The sequence below is a fragment of the Streptomyces sp. NPDC016562 genome (assembly GCF_043076955.1).
GTDB lineage: Bacteria > Actinomycetota > Actinomycetes > Streptomycetales > Streptomycetaceae > Streptomyces.
Map to the genome: position 1 here is coordinate 302,328 of NZ_JBIBRZ010000003.1, position 16,324 is coordinate 318,651.

Here is a 16,324-nt window from a genome sequence, read left to right on the forward strand (position 1 = left end):
CCCGCCGGTCCCGTACGACTTCCGGGCGCCGGGGGTCCGCACGCCGATCGCGTTTCGGCCGTGCGTCGACCCCCGGCGCCTTGTCATGTCCTCTTCTCGGGTGCCCTCGGGTGCCCTCGGGTCGTCTGGTCGTGGCCTAGAGGCCGGCCATCAGCTTGCGGAGCAGGCCCGTGAGGACCTCGACCTCCTCCTCGCTCAGCCCGGTGAGCGCGGCGCGCTGCACCTCCAGGCCGGCGGCCACGGCCTCGTCGATGAGGGCCAGGCCGCGGTCGGTGATCGTCACCTGGAGCCCCCGCCGGTCGTGCGGATCGGGCTTGCGGCACAGCAGCCCGGCCTTCTCCAGCTTGTCCAGACGCCCGGTCATGCCGCCCGTGGTCAGCATCAGCGTGGCCGACAGCTGGCGCGGCGACAGCGTGTACGGGGGGCCGGAGCGCCGCAGGGTGGCGACGACGTCGAACTCCCCGCGTGAGATGCCGAAGCGCGCGTAGGCCCGTTCCATCTCGTCCCCCATGGCCCGGGCGATCCGGTAGATGCGGCCGAAGACGGCCATGGGCTCGGTGTTCAGGTCGGGGCGCACCACGTGCCACTGGGCGGTGATGGCGTCGACGGCGTCCTTGTTGGCCTCGGTCATGTCCCGCAGTATCCAGCCTTCCCCAAGTCGTTCGCAAGAAAGTTGCTTGACGGAAAGTAGCTTAGGAGTAAGCTACTTTCCATCGACCTACTTCGGGGGGAAGTCACATGGAAAAGAGAGTCGCGGGAGAGCGGGCCCTGCTCACCGGCATCGGCATCAGCGCCGTCGGGATCGGGATGTACGTCCCTTTCTCGCTGGTCTTCTTCCACCACGTCACCGGCCTCTCCTTCGCCCTCGTCGGCCTGGTCATGACCGTCACCGGCGTGGCCGGACTGACCGTCATGCCGCTGGCCGGCTCGGCCGTCGACCGGTTCGGCGCCAAGCGGGTCAACCTGGTGCTCTACGGGATCCGGGCGCTCGGCTTCGCCCTCTACCCCTTCGCCGGTTCTCTGCCCGCCTTCGCCGCCGTCGCCCTGGTCACCGCGCTGGCCGACCGGTCCTTCGCCGTCGTCCAGCAGTCCCTCATCGGGGAGGTGGCGCGCGGCGCCGCCCGCGACCGGCTCCAGGCGTCCACCCGGGCCCTGCAGAACGCCGGGATGGGCGCGGGCGCCCTGCTCGTCTCCGGAGTGCTGGCCCTGTGGGGCACCGGCGGCTTCACCTACACCGCCTGGGGCAACGCGCTGGCCTTCGCCCTCGCCGGACTGCTCGTCAGCCGGGTCCGCCCGGTCCGCGACACCGCGACCGGCTCCGCCGGGCGGGCACCCGCCGGGTACCGGATGGTCCTGCGCGACCGGCCCTTCCTCGGGCTCACCGCCGCCAACTTCCTCACCGCGCTGGGCTACTCCGCCCTCTCCGTCCTCTTCCCGCTCTACCTCTCCACCTGGCTGGCGGCCCCCGACTCCCTCACCGGAGCCGCCTTCACCGTCAACACCGTCCTGTGCGCCGGGGTCGGCGTGCTGATCGCCGGCCGCGTGCGCCGCTCCGGCGCCCGCCGCACCCGCTCGGCCGCCCTGGGCGCCCTGCTCTTCGCCGCCGCCTTCGTCGGGCAGATCGTGCTCGGCACGCTGCGCCCCGGCCAGAGCGCCACCCTGGTCGCCCTGCTGGTCATCGTCGTCGTCTACACCCTCGGCGAGCTGGTGCACAGCCCCTCCGGCGGCGCCCTGTCGGTCTCCGCCGCCCCCGAGCCGGTCCGGGGCCGCTACCTCGCCACCTACCAGCTGTCCTACTCGCTGGCCGGCGCCCTCGCCCCCTCGCTCTTCACCGCCCTGCTCGCCGTCGACGGCCGCCTGCCCTGGGCCGTGCTCACCGTCGCCGCGCTCGGCGCCGCCCTGGCCCTGGTCCGGCTGGAGCCGCACCTGCCGGCCGAGGCCGTACACGCCGAGCCGCCCGTCATCACCGCCCCGCGCACGCCGGTGCCCGCCGCCGCCTGAGACCGCCGCCTGAGCCGCGCCGCCTGAGCCGACCGGCCCGCCGCCCGGGTCCCATACGTCCCGCGTTCCTCATCCGCCCGAGGAGTTCCCCGCCATGAAGCGCTTCGCCACCGTCGCCCTGACCGCCCTCGCCCCCGTCTCCTGGGGCTCCACCTACTTCGTCGCCAGCGAACTGCTGCCCCCCGACCGGCCGCTGTTCACCGGGGTCATGCGCGCCCTGCCCGCCGGACTGCTGCTGACCTCCCTGGCCCGGACCCTGCCCAAGGGCCAGTGGTGGTGGAAGTCCGCCGTCCTCGGCACGCTCAACATCGGCGCCTTCTTCCCGCTGCTGTTCCTCTCCGCCTACCGGCTGCCCGGGGGAGTCGCGGCCGTACTGGGCTCCGCCGGCCCGCTGTTCGTCGTAGGGCTCGCCGCCCTGCTCCTCGGGGAGCGCGCGCGGCTGCGCACCGTCCTGTCGGCCGTCGTGGCGGCGCTGGGGGTGAGCATGGTCGTGCTCACCGCCGAGGCGGAGCTGGACGCCCTCGGGATCGTCGCCGGCCTGGTCTCCTCCGCCTCCATGGGCGCGGGCACCGTCATGACCAAGCGCTGGGGCCGCCCCGAAGGCGTGGGACCCCTCGCGATGACGGGCTGGCAGCTCACGGCGGGCGGGCTGGTCATCATCCCCGTCGCCGTCCTCGTCGAAGGCGCTCCGCCCGCGCTCGACGGCAACGCCCTCCTCGGCTACGGCTACATGATGCTGATCAACACGGGGATCGCCTACTGGCTCTGGTTCCGCGGCATCGGACAGCTCAGCGCCACCTCGGTCACCCTGCTCGGCCCGCTCTCCCCGCTCACCGCCGCGGTCATCGGCTGGGCCGCCCTCGGGCAGGCGCTGTCACCCGTCCAGCTCACCGGGATGGCTCTCGCCTTCGGTGCCACCGTCGCCGGACAGCTGGCCGCCGCCCACGCTACCCGAACGTTCACTTCTGCTGAACAATCTGATCAGAACATTTCGATGGACCTGACGGTTGAGCGGGTGCGACGGTAGTCCGGCACCCATCAGATCCGACCCCGAGGGGGAGACCCACAGTGGCCGTCATGGACCGCGTCCGCACCGTTTCGCACGCCGCATCCGGCAGCACGGGGAAGAAGGGAGCCGCCGGGCTCGGCGTGCTCCTCGCCCTGCTCGCGACGGTCGTCTGGTCCGGCAGCTTCGTCGCCACCCGGGGCATGGCCGAGACCGTCCCGCCCGTGCAGGCCGTCTTCTGGCGCTGGGTCATCGCCCTGATCGCCGTCGCCCCCTTCGCCGCCCGCCAGGCCTGGCGGCAGCGGGCCCTGATCAGGCAGCACCTCGGCTCCATCGCCCTCGCCTCGCTGTTCGGCGTCGCCCTCTACAACACCCTCGTGCACCAGGCGGGACTGACGACCTCCGCCTCCAACATGGGCATGATCATGGCCGCCTCGCCCGTCGTCATGGCGCTCTACGCCCGCCTCGGCGGCGAACGCCTCGGATTCCGGCGGACCTTCGGCCTGCTGCTCGCGGCCTTCGGGGTGCTGCTGCTCGTCGGGGACGGCTCCCTCGGCTTCGACTTCGGCGCCGGCGACCTGTGGATGTTCGCCGCCGCCCTGTCCTTCGCCACGTACAGCGCCCTGCTGCGGCGCAAGCCCGCCGAACTGGGCCAACTGGCCTTCCTGATCACCACCTTCGTGCTCGGCGCGCTGATGCTGGCCCCCGCCTACGCCGTCTCCGTCACCGTCCAGGGCGGCTTCGAGGTCACCGCCGGGACCGTCGGACCGCTGCTGTACGTCGGGGTGTTCTCCTCGGCCGTGGCCTTCTTCGCCTGGAACAAGGCCATCGCGATCATCGGCGCGGCCCGCGCCGGAGTCGTCTACTACCTCCAGCCGGTGTGCGTGGCCGGCCTCGGCTTCCTGCTGCTGGGCGAGGAGACCGGCCCGGCGCAGCTGCTGTGCATGGCGCTGATCCTCGGCGGCGTCGGGCTGGGCAGCGCCCGGCGGTAGGTTCGCCCCCATGACCGAGTGGGACATCAAGAAGCTGCGGATCCTGCGGACCCTCGCCGAACGGGGCACCGTGACCGCGACGGCCGAGGCGCTGCACATGACGCCCTCGGCCGTCTCGCAGCAGCTGACCAACCTCGCCCGGGGGCTGGGCGTCGTACTGCTGGAGGCGCAGGGCCGCCGGGTCCGGCTCACCGACGCGGCCCACCTCGTCCTGCGGCACGCGGAGGTCGTGTTCGCGCAGCTGGAGCGGGCCGACGCGGAGCTGGCCGGGTACCTCACCGGGGACGCGGGCGAGGTACGGGTCGGTGCCTTCTCCACCGCCGTACCGGCGCTCGTGGTCCCCGCGGTGGCGGCCCTGCGCCGGACCCACCCGGGGGTGGAGGTCCGGGTCAGGGAGACGGAGGCCGCGGAGGCGTACGAGCTCCTGTCGGCCGGGGGCGTGGACCTCGCGCTGTCCCTGGCGGCGCACGCGCCGACCGCGCGCGACCCCCGCTTCACCCGGGTCACGCTGCTGGAGGACCCGCTGGACGTGGCCCTGCCCCCGGACCATCCGCTGGCGGACGCGGCGGACCTGCGGCTGGCCGATCTCTCCGGGGACCCGTGGATCTACGGGGGCAGCGGCCCGTGGTCGCAGATCGCGGTCGGCGCGTGCGAGGCGGCGGGCTTCGTCCCCGAGCAGGCGCACTCGGCCTCCGGCTGGACGGCCATCCTGGCCATGGTCGAGGCGGGGATGGGCGTGGCGCTGGTCCCGCGGATGGTGTCGAGCCGGGCCTCGGGCGTGGCCGTACGGGTGCTCTCGCGGGACCGGCCGACGCGGCACGTGATCGCGGCGGTCCGCCGCGGCGCCGAATCCGCTCCCGCGGTGGCGCACGTCCTGAACGCCCTGCACACCGCCGCGCGATGACAGCCCCGCCGGCGTTTGAGGCGCGGGGGCCCGGGGGCTGGCCCCCGGCCACGGCGCCGCACCCGCGGGACGACATCACCCCCGCGGGTGCGGGCAGAGCCCGGAGAGGCCCTTAGACCTGAGCGGCAGCGGCAGCGGCGGCGGCGTCGGCCGCCTGCGCCTTCAGCGCCCGCTCGACGCCCGCGCGGGACTCCGAGACCAGGCGGCGAAGGGCCGCGTTCGGCTCGGCCGAGGCCAGCCACGCGTCCGTCGCGGCCAAGGTGTCCTCGGACACCTGGAGGGACGGGTACAGACCCACCGCGATCTGCTGCGCGATCTCGTGGCTGCGGGTGTCCCAGACCTCCTTGACCGCCGCGAAGTACTTCTCGGTGTACGGGGCGAGCAGCTCGCGCTGGTCGGTCTGGACGAAGCCGCCGATCACCGCTTCCTGCACCGCGTTCGGCAGGTCGGAGGACTCCACCACCGAAGCCCAGGCCGCGGCCTTTGCCTCCGCCGTCGGCCGCGCAGCCCGCGCGGTCGCTGCGTGGCGCTCACCGGCCGCCGTGGCGTCCCGCTTCAGCTCCGCCGCGATGGCCGCCTCGTCGGCGACGCCCGTCGCGGCGAGCCGCTCCAGGAACGCCCACCGCAGCTCGGTGTCGACGACCAGGCCCTCGATCTCGGCCGCGCCGTCCAGCAGCGCCGACAGGTAGGTCAGCTGCCCCTCGGTGCGGGCCGTCGCCGCGAAGGCACGCGCCCACGCCAGCTGGTGGTCGCTGCCCGGCTCGGCCGCCCGCAGGTGCTCCAGGGTGGCCTCGGTCCAGGCCGCCAGGCCCTGCTCGCGCCACGCCGGGTCGGCGTACAGGTCGATGGCCAGCTTCACCTGCCGGTGCAGCGACTGGACGACGCCGATGTCGGACTCCTTGCCGATGCCCGAGAGGACCAGCGCGAGGTAGTCGCGGGTGGCGAGCTCGCCGTCACGCGTCATGTCCCAGGCCGAGGCCCAGCACAGGGCGCGCGGCAGGGACTGCGTGAAGTCGCCGATGTGCGCCGTGACGGTGGCCAGGGACTCCTCGTCCAGGCGGACCTTCGCGTACGACAGGTCGTCGTCGTTGAGCAGCACGACCGCCGGGCGGGTGCGGCCGACGAGCTCGGGCACCGACGTCAGCGCGCCGTCGATGTCCAGCTCGATCCGGTCGGTGCGCACGAGCGCGCCGTCCTGGAGCTCGTACAGGCCGATCGCGATCCGGTGCGGCCGCAGCGTGGACTCGCCCTTGGCGCCGGCGGGCAGCGCGGGCGCCTCCTGGCGGACGCCGAAGGCGGTGATCACACCGGCCGGCCCGGTGGTGATCTCCGGGCGCAGGACGTTGATGCCGGCCGTCTCCAGCCACGCCTTCGACCAGGCGGTCAGGTCGCGGCCGGAGGTCTCCTCCAGGGCGCCCAGCAGGTCGGACAGGCGCGTGTTCCCGAACGCGTGCGCCTTGAAGTACGCCTGCACGCCCTTGAAGAAGGCGTCCATGCCGACGTAGGCGACGAGCTGCTTGAGCACCGAGGCGCCCTTGGCGTACGTGATCCCGTCGAAGTTGACCATGACGTCGTCGAGGTCACGGATGTCCGCCATGATCGGGTGCGTCGAGGGCAGCTGGTCCTGCCGGTACGCCCAGGTCTTCATCGAGTTGGCGAACGTGGTCCACGCGTGCGGCCACTTCGAGCCCTCCGCGTACGCCTGGCAGGCGATCGAGGTGTAGGTCGCGAAGGACTCGTTCAGCCACAGGTCGTTCCACCACTCCATGGTGACCAGGTCGCCGAACCACATGTGCGCGAGCTCGTGGAGGATCGTCTCGGCGCGCACCTCGTACGACGCGTCCGTCACCTTCGAGCGGAAGACGTACTGGTCGCGGATGGTGACCGCGCCCGCGTTCTCCATCGCGCCCGCGTTGAACTCCGGGACGAAGAGCTGGTCGTACTTGGCGAAGGGGTAGTCGTAGGCGAACTTCTCCTGGAACCAGTCGAAGCCCTGCCGCGTGACGTCGAAGATCGCGTCGGCGTCGAGGAACTCGGCGAGCGAGGGACGGCAGTAGATGCCGAGCGGCACGATCTGCCCGCCCGGGCCCTCGTAGGAGCTGTGCACCGCGTGGTACGGACCGACGATCAGCGCCGTGATGTACGAGGAGATGCGCGGGGTCGGCTCGAAGCGCCAGACGTTGTCCTTGACGTCCGCGGCGTCCGGAGTCGGGGAGTTCGAGATGACCGTCCAGCCCTCGGGGGCCGTCACGGTGAACTGGAAGGTGGCCTTCAGGTCGGGCTGCTCGAAGCTGGCGAAGACCCGCCGCGCGTCCGGCACCTCGAACTGGGTGTACAGGTACGCCTGCTGGTCGACCGGGTCGACGAAGCGGTGCAGGCCCTCGCCGGTGTTGGTGTACGCGCAGTCCGCGACGACCCGGAGCTCGTTGGCACCGGCCGCGAGACCGGGCAGGGCGATCCGGGAGTCCCGGAAGACCTCCGCGACGTCCAGCGACCTGCCGTTCAGGACGACCTCGTGGACCGCCGGGGCGACCAGGTCGATGAAGGTCTCGGCCCCGGCCTCGGCCGACTGGAAGCGCACGGTGGTGACGGAAGGGTAGCTCCCGCCCTCCTGCGCCCCGCTGAGATCGAGTTCGATCTCGTAGGAGTCGACGGTGAGCAGCTTGGCCCGCTGCTGGGCCTCTTCACGGGTGAGGTTCGTGCCGGGCACGCGGTCATCTCCTTTGATGGTGACGTTGCCCCGCCATCCTTCCACGGGGGGCGCGTCACCGCGCCGGAGTAATCCACGGGCGAACACGCCGAGGTCCGGTGCGAGCCCGTCTCGGTAGCGCCCCATGCCCTACCTCGGTAGCATCGAGGTATGAAGATTAGTGTGAGCCTGCCGCAGGAGGATGTCGCCTTCGTCGACGAGTACGCCACACGAACGGAGGCCGAGTCCCGGTCAGCGGTGATACATGCGGCCATCGACCTGCTGCGGGCCGCGGAGCTGGAGGCCGAGTACACGGAGGCCTTCGCGGAATGGGACGCGAGCGAGGACGCGAAGCTCTGGGACCGGACATCGGGCGACGGGATCACCGATGAGGCGTGGTGACATCTACATGGTCGACCTGGAGCCGGCGCGAGGGAGCGAGGCCAACAAGATCAGGCCGGCTGTGATCGTCTCGAGCAACCCGGCCAACGAGTCCGTGTCCCGCAACGGCCGTGGTGTCATCACGGTTGCGCCGCTCACGTCGAACACGACACGGGTTCTCACGTTCCAGGTGTTCCTCCGCGGCGATGAAACGCGCCTGCCCAAGGACTCCAAGGTCCAGTGCGAGCAGGTCCGTGCGGTCTCGCCGGACCGCATCCTCCAACGCGTCGGTGTGGTGCCCCGTCAGCGGATGGCGGAGATCGACGCGGCGCTTCGGCGCCACCTGGCGCTCTGAACGCACCCGAGGGGCGGCACCGTCACGGTGCCGCCCCTCGGTCGTCCGCCCGCAGGGTCAGCCGCGGAGCTCCTCGGCCACGAGCTCGGCGATCTGGACCGCGTTCAGGGCCGCGCCCTTGCGCAGGTTGTCGTTCGAGAGGAACAGCGCGAGGCCGTTCTCGACCGTCTCGTCCACGCGGATGCGGCCCACGTACGAGGCGTCCTTGCCGGCGGCCTGGAGGGGGGTCGGGATTTCGGAGAGCTCGACGCCGGGGGCGTCCTTGAGGAGCTCGTAGGCGCGCTCGACGCTGATCGGACGCTCGAAGCGGGCGTTGACCTGGAGCGAGTGGCCGGCGAAGACCGGCACGCGCACGCAGGTGCCCGAGACCTTGAGCTCCGGGATCTCCAGGATCTTGCGGGACTCGTTGCGCAGCTTCTGCTCCTCGTCGGTCTCGAAGGAGCCGTCCTCGACGATCGAGCCCGCGAGCGGGATCACGTTGTAGGCGATCGGGCGCTTGTAGACGGCCGGCTCGGGGAAGTCCACCGCGTCGCCGTCGAAGGTGAGCTGGTCGGCGGCCTCGGACACCGCGCAGGCCTGGCCCTTGAGCTCGGCGACGCCCGCCAGGCCCGAGCCGGAGACGGCCTGGTAGGTGGTGGCGACCAGCGCGGACAGGCCGGCCTCCTCGTGCAGCGGGCGCAGCACGGGCATCGCGGCCATGGTGGTGCAGTTCGGGTTCGCGATGATGCCCTTGGGGCGGTTCTTGATCGCGTGCGGGTTGACCTCGGAGACGACGAGGGGGACCTCGGGGTCCTTGCGCCAGGCGGAGGAGTTGTCGATCACGACGGCGCCCTGCGAGGCCACCTTCTCGGCCAGGGCCTTGGAGGTGGCGCCGCCCGCGGAGAAGAGCACGATGTCAAGGCCGGAGTAGTCGGCCGTGGAGGCGTCCTCGATGGTGATCTCCCGGCCCTCCCACACGAGGGTGGATCCGGCGGAACGGGCCGAGGCGAACAGCCGCAGCTCGTCCACCGGGAACTTCCGCTCGGCGAGGATGGTGCGCATGACTCCGCCGACCTGTCCGGTGGCTCCGACGATTCCGACCCTCACGGTGACTCCTTTGGTACGTACGACGCGGGCGCGCGTGGAGCCATCATGCGTTCGACCCCATGAGCCTTGTCCAATCCATTGTCCGTAGTACGGACGATCTGGCGCAGCGGACGGGTTCCCGGGCCGGGGCAGCGCGAAGGGGCGGGTGCTCGCTGCGAGCACCCGCCCCTCCGTCATGCGGTCATGCGGTCACACGGTGACGTGCGCGGGGCGCGTTACGGCAGGACCTTCTCGATCTGCACGCTGCCGGTGCCGGCGGCGGTGCCGCGGGCGTTCAGCAGCTGGACCTGGCCGAAGAACTGCCGGCCCTCGGGAGCCGGGCTGCTGACCAGGACGTTCGCCGAGACCTGCGCCGTGGCGCCGGTGGCGAGGTTCACCGCGGCGGCCTCGTCGACCTGGACGGAGCCCAGGGCGGCCGAGAAGAACACGTCGCGGTAGTCGTAGGTGGTGGAGCCCGACGGGACCGCGTAACCGATCACCTTGACGGTGTAGGTGCCCGCGGCCGGGTTCACCAGGCTCACGGCCTCCTCGGAGTCGCCGTCGGCGGACGAGCCGACCTTGACGCCGTCCTTGTAGACCTCCAGGTCGAGGTCGGCGGCGGTGTCGGACACCTTGCCGATGGCGACGTCGAGGCGCGAGGTGCCCTCGGCGACGGTGACCTCGGTGGTGTGGGTCTCACCGTTCGCGATGGTCGGCTTGGCGACCTTCGCCGAGCCGAGCGGACCGCCCTTGAGCTTGCCGCCGGTGATGGCCGCGCCCTCGTTCTTGACGCTCCACTGGACCGGAGCCGGGGTGCCCTGCTTGACCTCGGGCAGGACCTTGACCGCGGGGTCGAAGGCCGCGCCGAGCACGGAGACGTCCAGCTTGTACGGGTTGTCCAGGACCGCGGACGTACGGCGCGCCTCGACCTCGATCTCCCAGACGCCCGGCGTCGGCTCGGGGTACGAGCGCACGTCGGGGCGGCAGGTGTTGGCCGGGTTGTCGTAGTTCGGGTAGCAGTTGACCGTGGACGTCGGGTCCAGCGGCGTGCCGTACGGGTGGATCGAGATGAAGCGGGTCTGGCTGCCGGCCGCGAGACCGCCGAGGGCGACCTCGAGGCTCTTCGCGCCCTGCGGGACGGTCACGAAGTACGACTTGTGGCTGTTGCGCTGCACGGAGGAGGTCTCCGACAGGGCGAAGGACGGCGAGCCCAGCGGAGCCGCCGCGACCACGGTCGTCAGGATCTGCTTGTCGATGCCCTCGGTGGTCTCGTCGTCCAGCTGCAGGATGCCGCTGTGGACGCCGCCCGACGTGGCGTTGGCCTCGACCTTGATGGTGACGGGCTTGTTCAGCGGCAGGGTGACGTAGTCGTAGCCGCCGATGACCTTGAAGGTCCCGTCGTTGTTGCGCCAGCTCAGGTTGTGCCGGGTGCCGTACTTGACGCCCGTGGTGCGGGTGACGACGACGTTGTAGACCTTCTTCTGGCCGACCTTGAGGCCGCCCTCGCGGTCGTACAGGCCGGTGCCGAAGCCCGGGGTCTTCAGGAACTGGTCGATCGCGGTGTCGACCGGCGCCTTGACCGTGTACTCGTTGGCCTTCGCGTCGCGCTGGATGGACTCCCACGCGCCGGGGACGTTGATCAGACCGGAGCCCTGTGCGTGCGCGGGAACGTCGGCGATCTTCTTGGCGGTGCTGGTGAGCGCGACCCGCAGGGAGGCCGGCGTCAGCTTGATGTTCTGCTGCTTCGCGGCCGAGATCAGCAGGGCGCTGGCGCCCGCCGCCTGCGGCGAGGACATCGAGGTGCCCTGGAGCATGCCGTAACCGGCCGGCAGGTCGTAACCCGCCTCCTTCACCGGCGCGCCGGGCAGCCAGGTCTGGATGGTGTTGATCGAGGCGCCGGGGGCGGTGATGGTCGGCGTGAAGCCGCCGTCCTCACGCGGACCGCGCGAGGAGAACGGGAACATGTTGTACTTCGTCGCCACGCCGGAGCCGTAGTTGGCGGCCCAGGTCTCCTTGGAGACCGCGGCGCCCACGGAGATGACCTTGTCCGCGAGGGCCGGGTCGCCGATCGTGTTGACGCCCGGGCCCGAGTTGCCGGCCGAGATGACCAGCTGGACGCCGTAGGTGTCGATGAGGTTGCGGTACAGCTCCGAACGGGCGTTGTTGCCGTCGTTCAGCGCCGGGAGACCACCGATGGACATGTTGACGATGTCCACGCCGCGGTTGACGACGAGGTCGATCATGCCCTCGGTCAGCGCGATGTTGGTGCAGCCGCCCGACCAGGAGCAGGCGCGCGAGGAGACGAGCTTCGCGCCGGGCGCCTCGCCGTTCATCTTGCCGCCGAACAGGCCGTTGGCGGAGGTGATGCCGGCGACGTGCGTGCCGTGCTCGGACTCGATGATGCCGACGTTGACGAAGTCGGCCTTCTTGCCGACCCAGTCACCGCCCAGCGGGTCCATCGGGACGTCCTTGCGGATCTCGATCACGAACGGGATGCGCTCGGCGACGTCGGTCGCCGGGTTGTCCGTGCCGAAGTAGCCGACCTGGTAGCCGTCCTTGTACGGCTTCATCGGCTCGTTGTTCGTGAAGTCGTTGTCCTGGTCGGTGTCGACGCGGACGGTGCCGGCGGCGACGTCGTAGAGCATGCCGAACCGGTCGGTGGTGTCCCCGTCCCGGTTGACGTCGCCCTTCATGTCGCCGTTGGCGGTGATCGACTCCGTGAAGCGGCTCCACTGGAAGGAGCCCTCGGGGGCCTTCCAACTGGCCCCGCCCGCGGTGAAGGTGCCGCCGGCGGAGGTCACCGGGGTGATCTGGGCGCGCCAGGTGGCGTCGCTGTCGGCGATCGGGTCGGTGGCCGTCACCCAGTCGACGATCTTGCGCTCGCCGGTGGTGGTCTTCTGCAGGGCCGGGTGGCCGAGGTCGACACCCGAGTCCATGATGCCGATGGTGACGCCGCGCCCGTCGGCCTGCGGGTTGTTCTCGACGAACTCCACCGCACCCGTCTCGAAGGACGGGTTGTACGGGTTCTTCGCCGGGGTGTTCTTGTCCGGCGCCGGGTAGGTCTCGGCCGCGGTCCGCTTGACCGTGCCGCTCTCGCGGTCGGCGTCGGGACGCGGGTCCGGCAGCTGGATCTCGTGCCGCAGGTCGATGCCGTGCACCGAGGACAGCTTGGCGGCCGCCTTCAGGGCGGCCTCCGCCCCGCCGGTGGGCAGGGTGGCGCGGACGTAACCGAGCTTGTCGTACGTCTGGCCCACCGAGGCGCCGGGGACGGCGTCGAGCTGGTCGGCCACCTGCTTGGTCTGGCCGGGGGCGGTCGCGACCATGACGGTGACGTTCGCGTCACCCTTGGCCTTGGCCTCCTGGAGCAGCTCGGCGTCGGCCGAACCGAGCTTCTGGTCCGCCGACTTGACCGCCGGGTTGGTGCCGGGCGCGTCGGAGCCGGTCGCGGCGAAGACGGGCGCGGCGCCGGTGGCCGCGAGGGCGGCGACCAGGCCGGCCGCGGCCGCGACGCGTGCGACGCGTCTGGCCCCGGGTATGGAGCTGGGGGATTCGAGGGTCATCAGCATCCCTGGTAAGTGAAAGATACGGTCCGGATTTCGGTGCCGGATGACCGGTCAGACTGTCGTACGTGACAGCTGTTTGGGAACGGTTGTCATTGACCGAGACCTGTCATGGCGGAGACTCGCCAGCGCGGGACATGCGCCATCGCGGCCGTACCGGGGCACAGTGGTGCGAACCTCAGCGGCTGATGAGTTGACTTGTCGACAAGGCGGCCATGCGTCAGCACCGGAACGCGGTCGCGTCCCGGTGGGGGTGTGACAGATTTCGCGCGTTCAGCGCTCGCGCGTGCGCGCGTAGTGGCGAGAGGCCTTCGCCCGGTTTCCGCAGACGGCCATCGAGCACCAGCGCCGCGTGCCGTTGCGCGAGACGTCGTGGAAGTGCAGGAGGCAGGTCGCGGAGGCGCACTTGCGGATCCGGTCGGGCCCTGACTCCAGGAGTTCCAGGTAGTTCCGGGCGGCCGTCCAGGCCGGACCCCAGCTCCGGTCGTCGAACTCGGTGCGCTCGCCGATGCCCTGGGCGCTGAGCGTGGGCCGGATCCGGCCGTGCTCCAGCACCGCGTCGACCAGGGCCCGCGCGCTCTCGTCGGCCGGGTCGGCCACCGCCCGGGCCAGGGCCTCGCGGGCGGTCAGCAGGTGGACGAGGGTCGGGGCGTCCGCGCGGAAGCGGCCGGCCAGGCCGGTGCTCTCCAGCCACACCGCGAGCCCTTCGAGCCGGGACAGCCCGGCGGCGCCCGCGAAGAGGTCGTGCGGTCCTTCCTCGCCGGCCCAGCGGGTGTTCAGCAGGTCGAGGGCGACCGGCTCCCCGGTCAGGGGCCGTGGGTCCACCGCCGTCATGCCTCCGCACCTCCCGTCGCCGCGCCGCTAACCCCTTAAGCGTACGTGACCGGTTGACGTCCCCTCCTCTAACCATTAACTTGAGCTTAGAAGGTTAGAACATTCCTCTGGGGAAGGCACTTCCATGACGCGCGTCATCAGCAAGCTCCGCACCGGCCACGTGGGCCTGAACGTCACCGACCTGGACCGCTCGCTCGCCTTCTACGGGGACGCCCTCGGCTTCCAGGTGCTGACCGAGGGCAAGGAGGAGGGCCGCCGCTTCGCCCTGCTCGGGCAGGACGGCGAGCTGGTCCTCACCCTGTGGCAGCAGGCGGACGGCGCCTTCGCGCCGGCCTCGGCCGGACTGCACCACCTGGCCTTCTCGGCCGGTGAGATCGAGGAGGTGCGGGAGTACGAGGAGCGGCTGCGCGCGCTGGGTGTGGAGTTCGCGTACGAGGGCGTCGTCGCCCACCGCGAGGGCGCGTCCTCCGGCGGCATCTTCTTCCACGACCCCGACGGCACCCGCCTGGAGATCTCCGTACCGACCGGCGCCGAAGGCTCCTCCGCCCCTGTCACAGGGGCTCCGACCTGCGGATTCTTCTAATGAGCAGCAGCGCTTACCACGCGGGCCCGCTGGCCGTGCAGGAACGGGTCGGCGTACGGGAGCTGGCCGAGCACGTTGGCCGCTCGATCGGCACGGGCATCCGGGACGTCGCCGCGGCGTTCCTCGCCCTCCAGCCGCACCTGGTCGTCGGCGCCGCCGACGGCGCGGGCCGCGTGTGGGCCTCGCTGCTCACCGGGGAGCCCGGCTTCGTACGGGCCACCGGGCCGGACCGGATCACGGTCGCCGGGGGTCTGCCGGCGGGGGACCCGCTGGAGGAGGCGCTGGCCACCGCCGGGACCCGGGTCGGCACGATCGCGCTCGATCCGCGCACCCGCCGCCGGATGAGGCTGAACGGGACCCTGGAGGTGACCGGGCGCGGCTTCGCCGTCCGCGCCGAGCAGGTGTTCTCCAACTGCCCGAAGTACCTGCAGAAGCGGCAGCCGCTGGAGCCGGTCGCCGAAGGGGCCGGTGTCCTGCGGCGCGGGGACGCCCTGACACCCGGCCAGGAGCGGGCCGTCCGGGCCGCCGACACCTTCTTCGTCGCCACCACGGCGGAGGCGGACGGGGTGGACGCCAGTCACCGGGGCGGGCTGCCGGGCTTCGTGGAGGTGTCCTCGCCGGGAGAGCTGACCTGGCCGGACTACGCGGGGAACGCCATGTTCCTCACCCTGGGCAACCTGGCGGCCGATCCGCGGGCCGGGCTGCTCTTCCCGGACTGGGAGAGCGGGGCGCTGCTCCAGCTCAGCGGCCGGGCGCAGACCGAGTTCGGGGCCGACGGGGAGCGGCGCGTCCGCTTCCACGTGGAGGCGGTGGTGGAGAGTGCGCATCCGGGGCGGCTGCGGTGGAGCGCCCCGGAGTACTCGCCTCACCTGGGCAGCACCACCAGGTAGGCGGCGGCTTCGCGGTCACCGGAGGCCGTCAGGGCGGTCCGCACGACCGCGGCCTGCTGCTCGGGCCAGTCGCACAGCTTGCGCGGGGTGATGTGGATGACGGTCACCCCGAGCCGCTCCAGCGTCTCCCGCTTGCGCACGCACTCGGACCAGTCCTCGTCCTCGCCCTGGCGCGGGGCCCGGGTGTCGATCTCCACGGCCACGGCGTGCTCGGGCCAGTACGCGTCGACCCCGCCGAGGTGCGGGCCGCCGGGCAGCCGCAGGTCCACGTTCCAGACGGGCTCGGGCAGCCCGTAGCCCCGTACGAGGTGGTAGAGCCGGTCCTCGGCGAGGGCCCGGCCCTCCGCGAGGAGCGACTCGACGGCGTCGACCACGTGCGGCCGGTTCAGCAGCCGTCCCACCGTCAGCTCCCGTACGACCGCGGCCGGTTCGCAGTGGCCGCTGCGCACGGCCTCGCTGAGCAGGCGGCGTACGGTAATGGCGTCCTCCAGCTGCGCGACGGCGTCGGCCACGGCCCGCGCGACGGGCGCCACGGGCAGCCCGGTGACCTCCTGGGGCCGGGGCGGGGTGTGGGAGCGCACGATCCGTACGTCCCCCGTGGACCGCAGCCGCCGGGTGCCGGGCACCAGCACGTCCACGTGCGAGAGAGCGGTCAGCGCCGGCACGGAGGTGAATCGGTACAGGGCCAGCGCCGCCAGCCCGGTGATCATGGCTTCCCCGCTGCCGCGCCGCTCCGCGTACAGCAGTGCGGCGTGCAGCCGCTCCTCGCTGGTCGCGGGCCCGGAGTGGAGGAGGAACACCCCCGGCAGGATCTGCCGCCAGGGCCGGCCGGCGGCGTCGGAGGCGGTGACTCCGTGCTCCCGCAGCTGGGCGAGGCTCAGCACGCGGGGGCGGGTGCCGGTGAGGTGGGCGAGGGGGAGGGGTGCGTTCTGGTTCATGACGCGGTGATTCCCTCAGGCCATGGCCTTGCTAACCCCTGTTACACGCCCGTCGGCAAATCGGGACAAGCTGGGGCTAAAGTACGGGCGTTCGAGTGCCGATGGGGTGCGCCCGTACGGGGACCG

The 16,324-nt window shown here is 71.8% G+C and carries 14 protein-coding genes; 8 read left to right on the plus strand and 6 right to left on the minus strand.

Annotated features, from left to right (window positions below; genetic code table 11):
- Positions 1-136: 136 nt before the first annotated feature.
- Positions 137-631, minus strand: coding sequence for a MarR family transcriptional regulator (locus ACF059_RS16485; protein ID WP_361942385.1), 495 nt, complete (start codon positions 629-631; stop codon positions 137-139).
- 107 nt (positions 632-738) lie between these two features.
- Between ACF059_RS16485 and ACF059_RS16490 the strand changes: the two genes are divergently transcribed.
- From ACF059_RS16490 to ACF059_RS16505, 4 genes are all read left to right on the plus strand, one after another.
- Positions 739-2,001: an MFS transporter gene (locus ACF059_RS16490; protein WP_392057283.1), complete on the plus strand. Its 1,263-nt coding sequence runs from the start codon at positions 739-741 to the stop codon at positions 1,999-2,001.
- 94 nt (positions 2,002-2,095) lie between these two features.
- Positions 2,096-3,028, plus strand: coding sequence for an EamA family transporter (locus ACF059_RS16495; RefSeq protein WP_392057286.1), 933 nt, complete (start codon positions 2,096-2,098; stop codon positions 3,026-3,028).
- Positions 3,029-3,078: 50 nt separating this feature from the next.
- On the plus strand, positions 3,079-3,999 hold the full coding sequence (locus tag ACF059_RS16500; protein ID WP_392057289.1) for a DMT family transporter: 921 nt from the start codon (positions 3,079-3,081) through the stop codon (positions 3,997-3,999).
- 10 nt (positions 4,000-4,009) lie between these two features.
- Positions 4,010-4,903, plus strand: coding sequence for a LysR family transcriptional regulator (locus ACF059_RS16505; RefSeq protein ID WP_392057292.1), 894 nt, complete (start codon positions 4,010-4,012; stop codon positions 4,901-4,903).
- Positions 4,904-5,015: 112 nt separating this feature from the next.
- Here the strand turns inward: ACF059_RS16505 and pepN are convergent, their stop codons facing one another.
- Positions 5,016-7,613, minus strand: coding sequence for an aminopeptidase N (gene pepN, locus ACF059_RS16510; RefSeq protein ID WP_392057295.1), 2,598 nt, complete (start codon positions 7,611-7,613; stop codon positions 5,016-5,018).
- A 150-nt stretch (positions 7,614-7,763) separates the two neighbouring features.
- Here pepN and ACF059_RS16515 point away from each other — a divergent pair, with 150 nt between their 5' ends.
- Positions 7,764-7,994, plus strand: coding sequence for a ribbon-helix-helix protein, CopG family (locus tag ACF059_RS16515; RefSeq protein ID WP_361953001.1), 231 nt, complete (start codon positions 7,764-7,766; stop codon positions 7,992-7,994).
- 7 nt (positions 7,995-8,001) lie between these two features.
- The gene (locus ACF059_RS16520; protein WP_361952998.1) at positions 8,002-8,328 is read left to right on the plus strand and encodes a type II toxin-antitoxin system PemK/MazF family toxin; all 327 of its coding nucleotides are present in this window, start codon (positions 8,002-8,004) and stop codon (positions 8,326-8,328) included.
- A gap of 57 nt (positions 8,329-8,385) precedes the next feature.
- On the opposite strand, the gene ACF059_RS16525 is transcribed toward ACF059_RS16520, so the two are convergent.
- The 3 genes from ACF059_RS16525 to ACF059_RS16535 all read right to left on the minus strand — a co-directional run bounded on the left by ACF059_RS16525 (position 8,386) and on the right by ACF059_RS16535 (position 13,787).
- Positions 8,386-9,414, minus strand: a complete 1,029-nt coding sequence (locus ACF059_RS16525) for an aspartate-semialdehyde dehydrogenase (RefSeq protein WP_392057298.1) — start codon at positions 9,412-9,414, stop codon at positions 8,386-8,388.
- A gap of 215 nt (positions 9,415-9,629) precedes the next feature.
- Positions 9,630-12,953 (minus strand): S8 family serine peptidase, encoded by a 3,324-nt coding sequence (locus tag ACF059_RS16530; RefSeq protein ID WP_392057301.1) that lies wholly within the window; start codon positions 12,951-12,953, stop codon positions 9,630-9,632.
- 273 nt (positions 12,954-13,226) lie between these two features.
- Entirely contained in the window at positions 13,227-13,787 is a 561-nt protein-coding gene (locus ACF059_RS16535; protein WP_392057304.1) for a CGNR zinc finger domain-containing protein, read from the minus strand.
- Positions 13,788-13,911: 124 nt separating this feature from the next.
- Between ACF059_RS16535 and ACF059_RS16540 the strand changes: the two genes are divergently transcribed.
- Positions 13,912-14,370, plus strand: a complete 459-nt coding sequence (locus ACF059_RS16540; protein ID WP_392057306.1) for a VOC family protein — start codon at positions 13,912-13,914, stop codon at positions 14,368-14,370.
- Positions 14,370-15,260, plus strand: a complete 891-nt coding sequence (locus ACF059_RS16545) for a pyridoxamine 5'-phosphate oxidase family protein (RefSeq protein ID WP_392057309.1) — start codon at positions 14,370-14,372, stop codon at positions 15,258-15,260. Before ACF059_RS16540 ends, ACF059_RS16545 begins: the two co-directional genes overlap by 1 nt.
- Here ACF059_RS16545 and ACF059_RS16550 read toward each other — a convergent pair.
- Positions 15,236-16,198, minus strand: a complete 963-nt coding sequence (locus ACF059_RS16550; RefSeq protein ID WP_392057311.1) for a hypothetical protein — start codon at positions 16,196-16,198, stop codon at positions 15,236-15,238. The genes ACF059_RS16545 and ACF059_RS16550 overlap by 25 nt on opposite strands.
- Between the last annotated feature and the right edge of the window lie 126 nt (positions 16,199-16,324).